This window comes from Polaribacter sp. YIW18 (genome assembly GCF_057219325.1).
Genome location: NZ_JBXVVE010000004.1, coordinates 195,162 through 213,054, shown reverse-complemented (window position 1 = coordinate 213,054; position 17,893 = coordinate 195,162). Strand labels below are relative to the sequence as shown.

The window sequence follows — 17,893 nt, the reverse complement described above, 5'->3', positions numbered from 1 at the left end:
AATAGAAATTGGGTTGTTTTCTAATATTGTCTTTTTTTATGTATTTTTAAAAAATAGGATTAATTTACTGCTATGCCAATTTTAAAATCTGACTTCTCTCCTACTTTACCTTTTAAAAATGGTCATTTTAATACTATGTATAGGCCACTTTTTATGAAGGATACCTGTAATTATCTTAGAAAAAGAGTTACCACTTGGGATGAGGATTTTATAGATTTAGATTTTTCTTTGGTAGGTTCAGAAACCTTGGTTTTGTTAATACATGGCTTAGAAGGAAGTTCAGAATCTAAATATATGGTATCTACCTCTAACTTTTTAAATAACAAAGGGTTAGATACTGTTTGTTTTAATTTAAGAAGTTGTAGTGGAGAAGATAATTTGTTATTAGCAACCTACCATAGTGGTAAAACTGAGGATGTTGACTTTATAGTGAATCACCTTTTAAATTCATATGATTATAAAAATTTAATTTTGATAGGTTTTAGCTTAGGAGGAAATTTAACTCTAAAATATATGGGTGAATATCAAAAGAAATTATCTGATAAAATTAAAGGAGCTATTGCTGTTTCTGTACCTATCGATATTGCTACTGCAGAAGTAGAAATGGAAAAATTAAAAAATAAATTGTATGTAGAAATGTTTTTTAAAACGATGAAAAACAAGGTTTTAGAAAAAGCATATAAGTTTCCAGAATTTAATTTAGACAAAGACAAACTTTTTAAAGCTACAAAATTTAAACATTTAGAATATTTATATACGGTGCCCGTTTTTGGATTTAAAAGCCCAGACGATTATTGGAAAAAAGCAAGTTCTAAACCTTATATTTCTAAAATAGACAGACCTACAATACTAATAAACGCCAAAGATGATACTTTTTTATCAGCAGAGTGTTATCCTAGAAAAGAGGCAATACAATCTAACTATTTCTTTTTAGAAATACCTAATTTTGGTGGTCATGTAGGCTTTATGAGTTCTTTTAAACCTTATGAAAATACTTGGTTAGAAAAAAGAATTGCAAGGTTTATAGAAGAAAATATCAAAATTAAAATCCATTAAACAATAACTTGTAAAAACATCTGTTATTTTATAAGTATTTTAGATATTTGTTAAAGAAAAATAGACACTTGAAAATTAAATTCATACTTACTTTTTTATTTACAAGTTACTTACTAAATGCGCAAGTATTTAGGAGTTATTCCAACGAGTTTTTAAATATTGGTGTAGATGCAGCTGCCTTAGGAATGAGTAAAACTGTAGTAGCAACCACCAACAATGTAAATGCTATTTATTGGAATCCTGCAGGATTGGTGGGTATAGAAGATTATCAAGGTTCTTTAATGCATGCCTCTTATTTTGCAGGTATTGCTAACTATAATCACGCTGCTTTTGCAATGCCAATAGACAAAGAAAGTGCTGTGGGTATTTCTATAATTCGTTTTGGGGTAGATGATATTTTAAATACAACAGAATTAATTGATAGTGAAGGAAATATAGATTTTAATAGAATTAGTCTTTTTTCGGCTGCAGATTATGCCTTTAATTTTGCTTATGCTAGAAATTTAATTTTTAAAGATGTAAAATTTGGAGTAAATGCTAAAATTGTAAGAAGAACCATTGGTAATTTTGCTTCCTCTTGGGGTTTTGGTTTTGATGCTGGTTTTCAATTTGAAAGAAATAATTGGAAATTTGGCATCATGGCTAGAGATATTACAACTACTTTTAATAGTTGGGCAATTAATGAAACTGAATTTGATAAAATAAAAAACGCCATCCCTGGGCAAAATCAAGAATTACCAGAAACCACAGAAATTACAAAGCCAAAATTACAAGTAGGTGTTGCCAAAGATTTTAGAATTGGACGCTTTTTTAACCTATTAACAGAAGTAGATGTTAATGTAAGATTTGCAAAAACAAATGATATCATTTCTTCAGATGTAGCAAGTATCAATCCAGCTGTTGGGTTTCAAGTAGATTATGACCAATTGGTTTATTTAAGAGCTGGAGTTGGTAATTTTCAATACATTACACAGTTTGACAATACAAAATCACTATCATTACAACCCAATTTTGGAGTTGGTTTTAACTATAAAGGCATACAAGTAGATTATGCACTTACAAACATTGGTAGTGTTGGTAATGCGTTATATTCTAATATTTTTTCTATTACTTTCGATTTTCTATTTCTTAGACCTTAGTTTTTTATGAAAAAAAATATTTTCTTATCACTGCTATTTATATTTTTCGTAATTCAATTACAAAAAGCACAAGTAAACCTTTCTGTATATTCAGAAATTTCTATTATTACAGCTGGTCCAGGAGATGAATTATATGAAAAATTTGGACACTCTGCTATCAGAATTAAAGACCCCGTTTTAAATTTAGATATTATTTATAATTATGGTATTTTCGATTTTAATGCTCCTAATTTTTACACCAATTTTGCGCAAGGTAAAATGTATTATTTACTCGCAAAATACGATTTTAAATATTTTTTAAATACTTACAAAAAGGAAAAACGTTGGGTAAAACAGCAAGTTTTAAATTTAAATCAACAACAAAAACAAGCTTATTTTAACTATTTAGAAACCAATGCCTTAAAAGAAAATGCAACTTATTTATATGATCCTTTTTTTAATAATTGTGCCACAAAACTTAGAGATATTACCAAATACGTTTTTAAAAATGACGTCCAGTTTAAAAATAAAGATATAGGGGATTATAAATCTTTAAGAAATTTAATGAACCAAGAACTTTACTTTAATTCTTGGGGAAATTTAGGCATCAATTTAATTGCAGGTATTATTTTAGATGAAAAAAGAAAATCAGAAGCATATATGTATTTGCCAGATTATGTGTATTCGATTTTTAAAAATGCAACTGTAAAAACTAATAATGACAAAAACAAGCAACTTGTATTAAGAGAAGATGTATTGTTAAATTTTAAAGAGAAAAGTAACTCTAAATTTAACCTATTTAGTCCAATTATACTATTTACACTTATTGCTTTTATTGGAGTCTTTATAACTTATAAAGACTTTAAAAACAAAAAAAGAACTAAGATAGCAGATTTTTTAGTGTTTTTTACCACTGGCTTTGTTGGTTTAATTTTGGTGTACTTGTGGGTATTTTCATCACACAAAACTGCCCCTAATAATTTTAATATTTTGTGGGCATTTTTACCAAACTTAATTTTGGCTTTTAAATTGTCTAAAAAAATCTCAAAAACATGGTTTCAAAAATATATAGGAATTCTTTTAGTGTTTTTATTACTAACTATTGTATTGTGGATTTTTAAAATTCAGGTTTTTCCAATAGCTATAATCCCTTTGATATTCTTGTTTTTTGTGAGGTATATGTTTCTTTATCAATTTTTATTAAACTCAAAAAAATAAAACTTTAGTAATTTTTTTTATAAAAATTTTAAAACCTAAGAAAGTATTTTTTCTTTATTAACTAAAGCACAAATTACATCCAAATGTAAAAGGGTTGTCTATTTTTTATAGAATCTAATTGATAAAAAAGTGTTAAGCAATTAAAAATAGCTCGCGGCTATTTTTTGTTTGCTAAAGTTAATAATAAAGTTATAAATTTTGATACTAAAGAAAACTTTGAATTGCTAAGTTATAACCTTTTAAGCCAAAACCAAATAAAACACCTTTAGCATTAGGTGATATGTAACTGTGTTGCCTAAAATCTTCACGAGCGTGTATGTTAGAAATATGTACTTCTACAACGGGTACTTCTATACCTTTTATTGCATCACCAATACCTACAGATGTATGTGTATAGGCTGCCGCATTTAAAATAATACCATCATAATTAAAACCTACTTCGTGTAATTTATCTATAATTTCTCCTTCTATATTAGATTGAAAATAAGACAATTCTACCTTGTTAAATTGTAGTTTTAAATCTCTAAAATAGTCTTCAAAAGTTTTGGAACCATAAATTTCTGGTTCTCTTTTACCTAAAAGATTTAAATTGGGTCCGTTTATAATAATTAATTTCATAAAGTAAAAATACATTTTTTAAATAAAAAAAGGAAGCCTTAAAGACTTCCTTTTTGAGAACTTATTATTTTTCTTTAAAATCTATAACCTAAGCCAATTTGAAAAGTATTAAATCTAGAAGATAAACCAGAGGGAGTACCTTCAACTCTATTAGTTAACCCAAAAGAGTACCTTGTTGTAGCAAATAGTTTATCGGTAAAGTCAAAACCTGCACCAATAAGAAAACCAACACCAAATTTATTTATACCTTCTGAGTCTTCTTCCATAACATAATCGAACTGAGGTCCTGCTTGTAAATAAAATTTTTCTGCTACATAATATTTAACTGCAATCGGAATAATTAACTCATCTAAAGTCTCATTCTCTACAGTGACTGCTGCATATTGTAATTCTGGTTGAATACTAAATTTATAAGAAATGATAAAATCTGCAAAAACACCTATAAAAAATCCTGCGTAACTTTCTGATGCTGATGCATTATCTTACGACAGACTAATTGTAAAATTGTGAAACCCACCAGTTACACCAAAAGCAGCTTCTTGAGCATTTACTTTTCCTAATCCTAAAATTGCTAATACAGTAATAAATAATAATTTTTTTTTTTAGTTTAATCAAATATAATTTTTATTCTGAATATACTCGTTACTATTTAATATTTTTTTATCTTTAATTTCATGAACTGGCACAATGCAATTAAAGACTACCAAATGTATATGCAGATCGAAAGAGGCCTATCAAAAAATACTATTGATAGTTATTCTAGAGATTTAGAAAAGTTATATTTTTTTTTACATGAAAAAGAAATAAACATGTCTCCTATTTCTATTAATAGTGATGTTGTAAAACAGTTTGTTTACGAAACTGCCAAATTTGTTAACCCTAGAAGTCAGGCTAGAATTATTTCTGGTATTCGAAGTTTTTTTGATTATTTGGTGTTTGAAGATTATAGAGATAACAATCCTACAGATTTACTAGAAACACCAAAAATAGGAAGAAAATTGCCTGATACACTATCGCCTATAGAAATTGATAATTTAATTGCAGCCATCGATTTAAGTCATCCACAAGGAGAAAGAAACAGAACTATTTTAGAAATAATGTATAGTTGTGGTTTACGTGTTAGCGAGTTAATTTCTCTTCAAATATCAGACTTGTTTTTTGAGGAAGGTTTTATACGTGTTTTAGGAAAAGGGAACAAAGAACGTTACGTTCCTATACATAATGAAGCCATAAAATTTGTAAATTTATATAGAAACACTATTAGAAACCAAATACAAGCTATTAAAGGTTTTGAGGATACTTTATTTTTAAATAGACGCGGTAAAGGTTTAACGCGACAAATGATTTTTATGATTTTAAAAGATTTATCACAAAAAATAAATCTTCAAAAAAAAATAAGTCCACATACTTTAAGACATTCTTTTGCAACACATTTACTACAAAATGGAGCCGATTTAAGAGCCATCCAACAAATGCTTGGTCATGAAAGTATTACCACAACAGAGGTTTATGTTCATTTAGACAAAACTTATTTAAAGCAAGTTGTAGAATGTTTTCATCCTAGAAAATAAAAATTCCTGCTAGAAAAACAGGAATTTAATTATATCTAAAAATATTTGTTTTTTTTATTATCTAGCAACATTTACGGCTCTAGTTTCTCTAATTACAGTAACTTTTACCTGTCCTGGATAGGTCATATCATTTTGTATTTTCTGAGAAATATTAAAAGATAATTCAGAGGCTTTGGTGTCGTTTACTTTGGTACTTTCTACCATTACACGTAATTCACGTCCTGCCTGTATGGCATAAGCTTTTTGCACACCTGTAAAACCAAAAGCAATATCTTCTAAATCTTTTAAACGTTGTATGTAAGAATCTAAAACTTGACGTCTTGCACCTGGTCTTGCACCTGAAATGGCATCACAAACTTGTACAATTGGCGAGATTAAACTTTTCATTTCAATTTCATCATGGTGAGCTCCAATGGCATTACAAACATCTGGTTTTTCACCATATTTTTCTGCCCATTGCATACCTAATAATGCGTGTGGTAATTCGCTTTCTGCATCTGGCACTTTACCAATATCGTGTAATAAACCAGCACGTTTTGCTACCTTAGAATTTAACCCCATTTCTGCTGCCATAATTCCACATAAATTTGCAACCTCACGCGAGTGTTGTAATAAGTTTTGTCCGTAAGAAGATCTATATTTCATTCTACCCACAGCTTTTACCAACTCTGGGTGCAAACCATGTATCCCTAAATCTATTACTGTTCTTTTACCAACTTCTATAATTTCTTGGGTAATTTGTTTTTCAGTTTTTTGAACTACTTCTTCAATTCTTGCAGGGTGTATTCTACCATCTGTTACTAATTTGTGCATTGCTAAGCGTGCAATTTCTCTTCTCACAGGGTCAAAACAAGATAAAATAATAGCCTCTGGAGTATCATCTACAATAATTTCTACACCAGTAGCTGATTCTAAGGCCCTAATATTTCTACCTTCTCTACCAATTATTCTCCCTTTTACATCATCAGATTCTAGGTTAAAAACAGAAACACAGTTTTCTACAGCTTGTTCTACTCCTACTCTTTGTATAGTTCCTAAAACAACTTTTCTTGCTTCTTGTTCGGCTGTTAATTTAGCTTCTTCTATAGAAGTCTGTATAAAAGCCATGGCCTCTGTTTTAGCCTCGTCTTTTAATGAAGAAACCAATTCTTTTTTAGCTTCGTCAGCAGATAAGCCAGAAATTTGTTCTAACATGTCTACATGCCTTTTGTGCATTTTTTCTAACTCGTTTTCTTTCTTTTCTAAAAAGTCTAATTTAAAGTCGTAGTCTTTTTGTTTTTGCTCTATAGATTTATTTAATTTCTTATTTTTATCTACTTCAGATGCTACTTGAGATTCTCTATCTCGTATTCTTTTTTCTACATCAGAAATCTTTTTTTCTCTAGCTAAAATTACTTTTTCGTGTTCTGATTTAAGCTCAATAAATTTTTCTTTTGCTTGTAATATTTTTTCTTTTTTAATAGATTCTGCATCTATTTTTGCTTCTTTTATAATTGAAGTAGCTTCTTTTTTAGTTGTATTTAACAGCTTTTTTTCCTTTGCTTTTTCTAGAGATTTAGCAATTATAAAACCAACTAAAACTCCTATGATTCCCACAATAGTGGGAAGTAACATTCCATCCATAATTTAAATTTAATATATAAAAAAAGCCTACGATAGTGTGGTTTTTATAAACTCCATTATGACAAGTTTAGGACTAACTAGCTGATCAAGGGTCCACCAAAGAAATGAAACAAGTTCAATTCTAGTGGCATGCTTTAGCAACTAAGACTCATCCTTCATAATAGGTATTTGTTGAGTTTATCAAACAAATTACTAACGTAGGCAGTGTGTTGTTAATGTATTTTAAAGAACTTATTTTAAATGAGTATTTACCAAATTGGTTAACTCTTTTATTTTTTTTATTGCTTCAGTATTTTCAGAACTTTTTTCTAGTGATGATATTTCTAATTTAGAGGCAAACTGCAATGCACACATTGCTAAAACGTCTTGTTTATCGCTAACTGCATAATTTTGCTCGTATCTAGAAATTAACTTATTTATAGCACTTGCAGCTTTACGCATACCTTCTTCTTCTTGGGTATTTTTAACGCTTAAGGGGTAAGTTCTACCAGCAATTACTATGTTAATTTTTAATTTATCCACTATTTAAAAGAACGTTATTCTTGTAACTGAAAAATACACTTATCTATTTCTTTGATTAATGTATTTATTTTGAGTTTTGTATCTCTTGTATTATCACTACTGCCTTCTATAGTTTTAGCAATTTTTAATAAATCATATTCTTTTTTTTGAATTTCTAAAGCTTGCTCTTTTTCTACTAATTTTTGTTGTAATACTATGGTACTTTTTAGCAAAATATCATTTTCTTTCTTAAGAAACTCGTAATTAAAAAATAAACTTTCTAACTTATCTTGCAGTAAATGAATTGCATCCAAGGTATTACTCATAAAATACTAGCATAAAACTATATCTACAAAGTTAACATTCTGTTTTAAATTTTACAAGGTTTAATTGATATTTTAATAATATACTGATTACTAAACTTTTATAAAAGTAAGTATTTTTAGTACTTTTACATAAAATTTTGTCATTTGAAAAAAATTCTTTTTACACTTTCTTTTTTATTCTTTTTTTTATGCTATTCTCAGAAGAAATATCCAAAAGATTCTTATATAAATCCATTAGACATCCCCATTGTACTTTCTGCTACTTTTGGTGAGTTGCGTAGCAATCATTTTCACGCGGGTATAGATATTAAAACACAAGGTAAACAAGGTTTAAACGTGTTTGCAGTTGCAGATGGTTACGTTTCTAGAATAAAAGTGCAACAATATGGCTATGGGAAAGCAATTTATATTACTCACTCGAATGGATATACTTCTGTTTATGGTCATCTTAAAAAATTTGCAGATTCAATAGAACGTTATGTAAAAAATATTCAATACAAAAAAAAGAATTACCAAACAGGAAATATTTTTCCGAAAAAAAATCAATTTAAAGTAAAAAAAGGACAGGTAATTGCTTTTTCTGGTGATACTGGTGGTTCTAGTGGGCCTCATTTGCATTTTGAAATTAGAGATACCAAAACAGAACATGTTATAAATCCGATGCATTTTGGCATTACTACTCCAGACACAAAAGCGCCAACTTTTAACGCTTTACATGTATATCCTTTAGGCTATAATGCCAGAATAAACAAACAACACAATAGCTTTAAAGTTCCTATAAAATATATAGGTAAAGGTATTTACAAAGCAGATAGAATTTCTGCAAGTGGTATTATTGGTTTTGGTGTAAATGCTTTTGATAAGTTAAATAGAGCACCAAATAGAAACGGAATTTACAGTTTAGAAATGTTGGTTAATGGCAAAAAATATTACTACCATGATGTTGCTACATTTTCTTTTGCTGAAAGTAAGTATTTAAACCTACTAATTGACTACGAATATTACAAAAAATACAGAAGTAAAGTTCAAAGAACCTACAAGACAGAAGCTAATAAATTATCGATTTATAAAGATTTATTAAATAATGGAAAAATTAATATTATAGAAGGTTTAAACTATAATGTAGAAATAATTGCAAAAGACTTTAATGGAAATAAAAGTACTATTAAAATACCTATTGTTGGTAAAGAAATCAATACTCTTTTTCAAAAACAGCTAGATACTACTGGGTATAAAATTGTTGCTAAAAAATTTCAAAAATTCACTAAAAATAATGTAACTATTGCTTTTCCAAAAAATACATTTTATGAAGATGTATACATAGATTTTGAAGTCGAAAAAGGAATAGCAAAAATACACAATCCTACTATTCCTATAGATAGAACATATACACTAACCTTTAACGTTTCTAAATATACAGAAGCCCAAAAAGAACAAATGTATATTGCAAATGTAGATTATCCAAAATACCCAATATACCAAAACACTCGAAAAAGAGATAGTATTTTTTATACAACAACAAAAACTTTAGGGAACTATACTTTAAAATCAGACAAGATAAAACCAAATATTAAATTTCTTTATTTTAAAGACAAACAGTGGATTTCTAGTTTAAAAACGCTAAAAGTTAAAATAACAGATATTGGTTCTGGCATACATAATTGGAGAGCAACTTTAGATGGTAAGTGGGTTTTAATGGAGTTTAACCATAAAAAAGGCGTATTAACCTATAATTTTAATGATAAAAAATTGGTTGGTAGCAAACATATCTTTAAAATTGTAGTCTCAGATAATGTGGGCAATACTACAGAGCGTTCTATTACGTTCTTTAAGAAATAAACTTATATACGTGAAAAAAACATTTTTACTACTTTTCTTTTTACCTCTTTGTGCATTTGCTCAAAAAACAAGCATCTTAAAAGGTACTGTTAAAAATAAAAACAAACAACCTATAGAAAATGTATCTATTAAGTTTGGTAAAACAGGAACTGTAACCGATAAAAAGGGTAACTACTCAATTAGAATACCTTATAAAAAGGAAATTACCATTAAGTTCAGTCATATTTCTTTTAGAACTTTTGAGTACACCCTTACTGCAAAAAGCAGAACTACCCTTCGCTTTTCTCCAACGTTAATTTTAAAAACAGAAAAATTAGAAGAAATTATTGTTAAAGACAGAAAAAAAGAAGCACAAGGTATTTTAAATATAGATCCACTAAAAGCAAAAACCATTATTGGTGCCAATGCGGGTGTAGAAAATATTTTAATGACTTTACCTGGTGTAAACAATAACAACGAGTTAAGTACACAATACAATGTTAGAGGTGGTAATTTTGATGAAAACCTTGTCTATGTAAATGGAATTGAAGTGTACAGACCTTTTTTAATTAGATCTGGCCAACAAGAAGGTTTAAGTTTTATAAATCCAAATATGGTACAAAACATCAACTTTTCTGCAGGTGGTTTTCAAGCAAAATATGGTGATAAATTATCTTCTGTTTTAGACATAACTTATAGAAAACCAAAAGAAATTAGCACAAGTTTAGAGGCAAGTTTGTTGGGGGGTAGTGTAACTTTTGAGGGTGGTTTTTTAAATAATAAACTAAAGATTATTACAGGTGCAAGATACAGAGACAATAGTTTATTTGTAAATAGTAAACAGATTGAAACCAATTTTAGACCCACTTTTACAGACTTACAATCTTTTATTACCTATAATTTTACAAATAACTTTTCTTTAAGCTATCTAAGTAATTTTTCTTTAAACAATTATAATTATCAACCTTTTTCAAGAAAAACTCGTTTTGGTACAGTTGCAGATCCTTTAGAGTTAATTGTTTTTTATGATGGTAAAGAAGAAAACAATTATTTAACGCTATTTAATGCCGTTTCAGCAGATTATAAAGTAAATGATAATCTTAGTTTTAAAACAACTATTTCTAGCTACAATACTCAAGAAGAAGAGTATTACGATATTGCAGCATCTTATAATTTAGGAGAAGTAGACACAAATATCGGTTCTGAAAGTTTTGGTGAAGTTGATTTTACTCAAGGAATTGGCTCTCAATTAAATCACGCAAGAAATGATTTAGATGCATTGATAAACAATGTGCAAATAAGAGGAAGCTACAAAGTTGATAAAAAAAAGATAGATTTTGGAGTAAAGTATCAAAATGAAGACATAAGAGAACGCATAAGAGAATGGGAAATTATAGATTCTTTAGGCTTTTCTGTAAGACCTCCAAATCAACTTGTAAACAATAACCAACCTTACGAACCTTTTGAAGGCCCAATTACACCTTTTCAAAATATTAGAGAAGATAACCATGTTGTAATAAATAGGTTTACAGGTTTTGTGCAATTTAACGAACGCTTATATATGGGCAATAATGAAGTTTGGTACAACTTTGGTTTAAGAGCTCATAATTGGACAGTTTCTGCAAACGGACAGAAATCGAGTAACCAAATAATTTTAAGTCCTAGAGCACAGTTTGCTTTAAAACCTAATTGGCAGCAAGACATGTTGTTTCGTTTTTCTGGTGGATGGTATAAGCAGCCACCTTCATACAGAGAGCTAAAAAACTTTAATGGTAAAATTAATAAAGATGTAAAAGCACAAAGTTCTTTACACTTAGTTGCGGGTATGGATTACAGTTTTAATTTATGGGAAAGACCTTTTAAATTAACTACAGAACTCTACTATAAAGATGTAACAAATGTAAACGCTTATTCTATAGATAATGTTAGAATTCGATATAGAGCAGACAACCTTACAACTGCCTATGCACAAGGTTTTGATCTCAGGTTAAATGGCGAATTTGTTCCTGGTAGCGAAAGTTGGGTTAGTTTAGGGTATTTAAAAACAGAAGAAAACATAGATAATAAAGGTGATATTTCTAGACCTTCTGACCAACGTTTAAAATTCGGAATTTTATTTCAAGATTATGTACCTAATTTACCCAATTTAAAAGCATACTTAAATTTAGTTTACAATACCGGTGTTCCTGGGGGAGCTCCATCCTACTCAGATGTATACAGTTTTCAAAAGCGATTAAGAGATTATAAAAGAGCAGATTTGGGTGTTTCTTATGTTTTTGCAGATGCAAACAAACAATATAAAAATGGATGGATGTCTAAATTTAAAGAATTAACAGCGGGTTTAGAGCTTTTTAATATGTTTGACATTCAAAACGCTATTACCAACACTTGGGTTAGAGATGTGTATTCTAAAAATCAATTTGGGATTCCTAACTTTATGACCGGTAGAGTGTTAAACTTTAAAGTTAGTATGCAGTTTTAAGAATTTAAAAAAATACAATAGAGTGTTGATATTAAAACAACACTCTATTTTTAGTATTTAAAAAAGTAAATAGCTTAATCTATAATTTGCGTAGCATGAGCTTTGGTTTTTACTTTGCTAATTACATCTTCAATTACTCCATTTTCATCAATAACAAAGGTTGTTCTGTGGATACCGTCATACTCTCTACCCATAAACTTTTTAGGTCCCCAAACACCAAAAGACTCTATAACAGCTTTGTCTTCGTCTGCTAAAAGAGGAAAAGGAAGTTCATTTTTATTGATAAAATTTTGTTGTCTTTTTGCTGAATCTGCACTTACACCTAAAACATCAAATCCTTTGGCTAAAAAAGTTTGATAGTGATCTCTTAAATTACAGACTTCTGCTGTACAACCAGGTGTACTTGCCTTTGGATAAAAGAATAAAACTAACTTTTTACCAGTATAATCTTCTAATTTAATTGTATTTCCTGCATGATCTTTTGCTTCAAATTTTGGAGCATTATCTCCTACTTTTAATGTTGTCATATTGATTTGTTTAAAAAAATAAAGTGGAAAGTTAAAAAGTAAAAACTGAATGAAAAACTTTTTAGAGAATAAACCGTTAAACTTTATAAACTTTTTAACTTTACAACTTAAATAGTCAAAGAATGACCAAGCAAGAAAAAGTAGATTTTGTAATAGAAACCTTACAAACGTTATATCCAGAAATACCTGTTCCTTTAGACCATAAAGACCCTTATACCCTTTTAATTGCAGTTTTATTATCTGCACAATGTACAGATGTGCGAGTAAACCAAATTACACCTTTATTATTTGCAAAGGCAGACAATCCTTTTGATATGGTTAAAATGTCTGTAGAAGAAATTAAAACCATTATTAGACCTTGTGGTTTATCTCCAATGAAAAGTAAAGGTATTTATGGTTTGTCTAAAATTTTAATAGAAAAATATAATGGTGAAGTTCCACAATCTTTTGAAGGTTTAGAAGAATTACCTGCTGTGGGTCATAAAACTGCAAGTGTGGTTATGAGTCAAGCTTTTGGTGTGCCCGCTTTTCCTGTAGATACTCATATACAACGTTTAATGTTTAGATGGAACTTAAGTAACGGAAAAAGTGTCGCACAAACAGAAAAGGATGCAAAAAGATTGTTCCCTAGAGAATTATGGAACGATTTACACTTACAAATTATTTGGTATGGTCGTGAATATTCTACAGCTCGTGGTTGGGATTTAGAAAAGGATATTATTACTAAAACCATTGGAAGAAAATCTGTTTTAGGTGCTTATTACAAGAGCAAGAAGTAAGAAATTTGAAGCTAGAAGTTTTTATTTTAAAAAAATTAATCTACAAAATACTTGAATATTTTTTTAAAGATTAGATTACAATCACCCTGTTAAGATTAGGATAAAATAAAAAAAGCCTCAACATTAGTTGAAGCTTTTTCTACTCTTAATTCAAATTCAATTCAATGAAATCTTTTGATTTGGTTTTAACTACTTGGAATGATTTGGAAAAATTAATCAAAAATTGAATTGTTTCTTTTTGGGGTTGCATCTGTAAATCAGACGACTTTTTAGAGTAAAGTTGCATCATATATGTTATTTAAAATGTTGGTTACTAAAACAATAACGATGCCTTTTTTACTTTATTGTTAGTTTACCAAAATAATTTTATGCTTTTCTATTAATTTACGCATATTTATTAAAGCATACCGCATTCTACCTAATGCTGTATTAATAGTTACACCAGTATTTTCACTTATTTCTTTAAAGCTCATATCTTTATATATGCGCATTACCAAAACTTCTTTTTGTTCGTTTGGCAGCTCGTTGATAATACCTCTTACATCATGATAAATTTGCTCTTGTATAATTTGTTTTTCAGCATTTAAATTACCATCATTTATAACAGAAAAAATATCAAATTCATCAGTATTTTTAAATTTTGGCATTCTGTTATTTTTTCTAAAATAATCAATTACTAGGTTGTGTGCAATACGCATTACCCAAGGTAAAAATTTACCTTCTTCATTGTAATTACCTTTTTTTAGTGTTCTAATTACTTTTATAAAAGTATCCTGAAAAATATCTTCAGTAATCACTTTATCTTGTACTTTACTGTAAATAAAACTAAAAAGTCTTTGTTGATGTCTATTTATTAAAACAGCCAAAGAAGCTTCACTACCATTAATGTAATCGTTAACTAATTTACTGTCAGAAATTGAATTTGTACGTACCATAACTACTTTTGGAAAAGCTTAGAGGCCTTTCTATTTTTTTATTAATTATTAATTAAAAAAGTAGTTTTATGCTATATACGTGTAATTTTGTGCGGTTTATAAGTAACAAATATGTGTATTTTTTATAATACAAACAAATATTTAACAAAAAAAGATTTTTACTACTTCTAAAAACAGCTATTTTTTTGGTAATTTTATAGCTTATATTTTATTGATACATGAAGACAGATCTTTCTAAAGTAAATCCTAAAGAAAACATCATAATTAAAGGCGCTAAACTGCACAATTTAAAAGATATTGATGTAGTAATACCTAGAAATAAATTGGTAGTAATTACTGGGCTTTCTGGTTCTGGTAAATCCTCTTTAGCTTTTGATACTTTATATGCAGAAGGACAAAGACGTTATGTAGAAAGCCTAAGTTCTTATGCAAGGCAATTTTTAGGTAAATTAGACAAACCCAAAGTAGATTATATAAAAGGAATTGCGCCAGCCATTGCTATAGAACAAAAAGTAAATGCTACAAATCCGCGTTCTACTGTGGGTACATCTACAGAAATTTACGATTATATAAAATTATTATATGCTAGAATTGGTAAAACCTTCTCTCCTATTTCTGGCAAAGAGGTAAAAAAAGATACCGTTTCTAACGTTGTTAATTTTGTAAAAAAGTTTGAAGAAAGCACAAAACTTTTATTATTGGCGCCAATTACTATTGATGAAAATAGAGATTTAAAAACCGTTTTACAGGTTTTAGAACAACAAGGGTATGCTCGTTTAAAATGGAAAGACACTGTTTATAGAATTGCCAATTTTCCTCAAAAAGACTTTAAAAACGAACCTCTTTTTTTGGTTGTAGATAGAATTGTTACCAAAAATGACGAAGATTTTTATAACAGATTGGGAGATGCGATACAAACTGCTTTTTTTGAAGGAAAAGGTACTTGTTTTGTAGAAAATTTGTCAACAAAAAAAGTTACCGAGTTTAGCAATAAATTTGAGTTAGATGGCATGTTGTTTTTAGAACCCAATACACACTTTTTTAGTTTTAACAATCCTTATGGTGCTTGCTCAACTTGTGAAGGTTATGGAAACGTAGTTGGCATCGATGAAGATTTGGTAATACCAAATACAGGCTTATCTATTATGGAAGACGCCATTTTTCCGTTTAAAACACCTTCGTATATTCATTATAAAGACGCATTAATAGACGTAGCTTATCAATTTGATATTCCTATACATAAACCTTGGTTTCAACTAACAAAGAAACAACAAGAATTAGTTTGGAATGGTAACAAATCATTTAACGGAATTCATCACTTTTTTAAAACATTAGAGGAAAAAAGTTATAAAATTCAGAATAGAGTAATGCTTTCGCGTTACAGAGGTAAAACAAAATGTACATCTTGTAATGGAAAGCGTTTAAGAGAAGAAACCAATTATGTAAAAATAAACGATAAAACAATTGCTGATTTGGTAACCATGCCTTTAGATGAATTGTCTGTTTATTTTAAAAATTTAACCCTAGACAAATACGAAGAAAAAATTGGGAAACGCTTGTTAACAGAAATTAATAATAGATTGCAATTTTTAACAAATGTTGGTTTGTCTTATTTAACCTTAAATAGAACCTCTAACACACTTTCTGGTGGCGAAAGCCAGCGTATAAATTTAGCAACCTCATTAGGTAGTTCTTTAGTAGGTTCAATGTATATTTTAGATGAACCTAGTATTGGATTACACCCAAAAGATACAGAGCGTTTAATTGGGGTTTTAAAAGATTTAAGAGATTTAGGCAACACAGTTGTGGTTGTAGAACATGATGAAGACATCATGAAAGAAGCAGACTATATTATAGACATTGGTCCAGAAGCTGGTACTTTTGGCGGTAAAGTAGTTGCAGAAGGTACTTTCAATGAAATTTTAAAATCAGATTCTTTAACAGCAAAATATTTAAATGAAGATTTAAAAATTGAAGTACCTACAAAACGTAGAATATCAAAAAATACCATAGAAATTCTGGGTGCAAGAGAACACAATTTACAAAATATCGATATCTCTTTGCCTTTAAATTGTTTAAGTGTAATCACAGGAGTTTCTGGTTCTGGTAAAAGTACATTGGTTAAAAAAATACTATATCCAACCATGCAAAAAAAACTAGTAGGTTATGGCGATAAAGTGGGCCAACATACAGCTGTAAAAGGTAGTTTTGATACATTAAAACATGTTGAGTTTATAGACCAAAATCCGATTGGACGCTCATCGAGATCTAACCCAGTTACATATATTAAAGCGTATGATGACATTCGTGCCTTATTTTCTAATCAAAAATTATCTAAAATTAGAAATTACAAACCCAAACACTTTTCTTTTAATGTAGAAGGTGGTCGTTGTGAGGTTTGTAAAGGTGAAGGAGCAGTTACTATAGAAATGCAATTTATGGCAGATGTGCATTTAAAATGCGATGTTTGTAATGGAAAACGCTTTAAAAAAGAGGTTTTAGAGGTAAAATTTCATGAAAAATCGATAGATGACATTTTAAATTTAACCATAGATGAAGCTGTAGCTTTTTTCTCAGAAAATTTAGTAACTAAAATTGCTAGCAAACTAAAGCCTTTACAAGATGTTGGTTTGGGTTATGTAACTTTAGGTCAATCTTCGTCTACACTTTCTGGTGGTGAAGCTCAGAGAATAAAATTGGCATCCTTTTTAGTAAAAGGAAATACTAAAGACAAAGCTTTATTTATTTTTGATGAACCTACAACAGGCTTGCATTTTCATGATATTAAAAAATTATTAGCAAGTTTTAATGCCTTAATTGAAAGAGGTCATTCCATTGTTGTGATTGAACATAACATAGAACTCATAAAATGTGCAGATTATATTATAGATTTAGGCTTAGAAGGTGGTAAAAATGGTGGAGAACTTATTTTTCAAGGGTCTCCAGAAGATTTAGCTAGAAATAAAAAATCGTATACTGCTAAATATTTGGCTGATAAATTGATATTTTAGGAATTTTATAAGAGATAAAGACATTGTTTTCTTTGTTTCTATGTGGTCATTATTTTAGTTAAAATTAAATATTACGCGAATTTTAATTCAACTTCTAAGAATTCTAAAAATAACTAAAGTTATAAATAGTAAAGAAAAAAATGATTTTGCTGTATTTTTTTCCACAAAAAAAGCTTCTTATTTCTAAGAAGCTTTGTATTTTGGGTGGAAGATGGGGCTCGAACCCACGACTTTCGGTACCACAAACCGACGCTCTAACCAACTGAGCTACAACCACCATTTGTTGCGGGTGCAAATATAAATATTTTTT

General features: G+C 28.9%; 14 protein-coding genes, 1 tRNA gene, 1 other RNA gene and 1 pseudogene. 8 read left to right on the top strand and 9 right to left on the bottom strand.

The window, feature by feature from the left end:
- Positions 1 to 72: 72 nt before the first annotated feature.
- The 3 genes from AC2D6T_RS06305 (at position 73) to AC2D6T_RS06295 (ending at position 3,392) form a co-directional block, all read left to right on the top strand.
- The gene (locus tag AC2D6T_RS06305; RefSeq protein WP_484680864.1) at positions 73 to 1,056 is read left to right on the top strand and encodes a YheT family hydrolase; all 984 of its coding nucleotides are present in this window, start codon (positions 73 to 75) and stop codon (positions 1,054 to 1,056) included.
- A 68-nt stretch (positions 1,057 to 1,124) separates the two neighbouring features.
- Complete coding sequence (locus AC2D6T_RS06300) at positions 1,125 to 2,195, top strand: putative type IX sorting system protein PorV2 (protein WP_484680863.1); 1,071 nt, start codon at positions 1,125 to 1,127, stop codon at positions 2,193 to 2,195.
- A 6-nt stretch (positions 2,196 to 2,201) separates the two neighbouring features.
- A complete protein-coding gene (locus tag AC2D6T_RS06295; RefSeq protein ID WP_484680862.1) occupies positions 2,202 to 3,392 on the top strand; it encodes a lipoprotein N-acyltransferase Lnb domain-containing protein in 1,191 nt (396 codons plus the stop codon).
- Positions 3,393 to 3,596: 204 nt separating this feature from the next.
- Here the strand turns inward: AC2D6T_RS06295 and aroQ are convergent, their stop codons facing one another.
- Complete coding sequence (gene aroQ / locus AC2D6T_RS06290) at positions 3,597 to 4,010, bottom strand: type II 3-dehydroquinate dehydratase (RefSeq protein ID WP_484680861.1); 414 nt, start codon at positions 4,008 to 4,010, stop codon at positions 3,597 to 3,599.
- 74 nt (positions 4,011 to 4,084) lie between these two features.
- A pseudogene (locus AC2D6T_RS06285) lies at positions 4,085 to 4,474 on the bottom strand (porin family protein); the annotation flags it as partial.
- Positions 4,475 to 4,684: 210 nt separating this feature from the next.
- Between AC2D6T_RS06285 and xerD the strand changes: the two are divergent.
- Positions 4,685 to 5,581 (top strand): site-specific tyrosine recombinase XerD, encoded by an 897-nt coding sequence (gene xerD, locus AC2D6T_RS06280; RefSeq protein WP_484680860.1) that lies wholly within the window; start codon positions 4,685 to 4,687, stop codon positions 5,579 to 5,581.
- 57 nt (positions 5,582 to 5,638) lie between these two features.
- Here xerD and rny read toward each other — a convergent pair whose 3' ends face one another.
- The 4 genes from rny to AC2D6T_RS06260 form a co-directional block, all read right to left on the bottom strand.
- Entirely contained in the window at positions 5,639 to 7,204 is a 1,566-nt protein-coding gene (rny, locus tag AC2D6T_RS06275) for a ribonuclease Y (RefSeq protein WP_298946603.1), read from the bottom strand.
- Positions 7,205 to 7,252: 48 nt separating this feature from the next.
- A non-coding RNA gene (ssrS, locus tag AC2D6T_RS06270) (6S RNA) lies at positions 7,253 to 7,381 on the bottom strand.
- A 54-nt stretch (positions 7,382 to 7,435) separates the two neighbouring features.
- Positions 7,436 to 7,726: a cell division protein ZapA gene (locus tag AC2D6T_RS06265; protein ID WP_298946602.1), complete on the bottom strand. Its 291-nt coding sequence runs from the start codon at positions 7,724 to 7,726 to the stop codon at positions 7,436 to 7,438.
- Positions 7,727 to 7,740: 14 nt separating this feature from the next.
- Positions 7,741 to 8,031: a hypothetical protein gene (locus AC2D6T_RS06260; protein ID WP_484680859.1), complete on the bottom strand. Its 291-nt coding sequence runs from the start codon at positions 8,029 to 8,031 to the stop codon at positions 7,741 to 7,743.
- A 144-nt stretch (positions 8,032 to 8,175) separates the two neighbouring features.
- Here AC2D6T_RS06260 and AC2D6T_RS06255 point away from each other — a divergent pair, with 144 nt between their 5' ends.
- Together AC2D6T_RS06255 and AC2D6T_RS06250 are read left to right on the top strand one after the other, a co-directional pair.
- A complete protein-coding gene (locus AC2D6T_RS06255; protein ID WP_438988321.1) occupies positions 8,176 to 9,870 on the top strand; it encodes a M23 family metallopeptidase in 1,695 nt (564 codons plus the stop codon).
- Between the two features lie 10 nt (positions 9,871 to 9,880).
- The gene (locus tag AC2D6T_RS06250) at positions 9,881 to 12,331 is read left to right on the top strand and encodes a TonB-dependent receptor (RefSeq protein ID WP_484680858.1); all 2,451 of its coding nucleotides are present in this window, start codon (positions 9,881 to 9,883) and stop codon (positions 12,329 to 12,331) included.
- Positions 12,332 to 12,405: 74 nt separating this feature from the next.
- Here the strand turns inward: AC2D6T_RS06250 and bcp are convergent, their stop codons facing one another.
- The gene (gene bcp / locus AC2D6T_RS06245; protein WP_484680857.1) at positions 12,406 to 12,858 is read right to left on the bottom strand and encodes a thioredoxin-dependent thiol peroxidase; all 453 of its coding nucleotides are present in this window, start codon (positions 12,856 to 12,858) and stop codon (positions 12,406 to 12,408) included.
- A 122-nt stretch (positions 12,859 to 12,980) separates the two neighbouring features.
- Between bcp and AC2D6T_RS06240 the strand changes: the two genes are divergently transcribed.
- On the top strand, positions 12,981 to 13,637 hold the full coding sequence (locus AC2D6T_RS06240; protein WP_484680856.1) for an endonuclease III domain-containing protein: 657 nt from the start codon (positions 12,981 to 12,983) through the stop codon (positions 13,635 to 13,637).
- 347 nt (positions 13,638 to 13,984) lie between these two features.
- Here the strand turns inward: AC2D6T_RS06240 and AC2D6T_RS06235 are convergent, their stop codons facing one another.
- The gene (locus AC2D6T_RS06235; protein WP_484680855.1) at positions 13,985 to 14,572 is read right to left on the bottom strand and encodes an RNA polymerase sigma factor; all 588 of its coding nucleotides are present in this window, start codon (positions 14,570 to 14,572) and stop codon (positions 13,985 to 13,987) included.
- Between the two features lie 218 nt (positions 14,573 to 14,790).
- On the opposite strand from AC2D6T_RS06235, the gene uvrA reads away from it, so the two are divergent.
- On the top strand, positions 14,791 to 17,583 hold the full coding sequence (gene uvrA, locus AC2D6T_RS06230) for an excinuclease ABC subunit UvrA (RefSeq protein ID WP_484680854.1): 2,793 nt from the start codon (positions 14,791 to 14,793) through the stop codon (positions 17,581 to 17,583).
- 202 nt (positions 17,584 to 17,785) lie between these two features.
- On the opposite strand, the gene AC2D6T_RS06225 is transcribed toward uvrA, so the two are convergent.
- Positions 17,786 to 17,861, bottom strand: a tRNA-His gene (locus tag AC2D6T_RS06225).
- Positions 17,862 to 17,893: the final 32 nt, after the last annotated feature.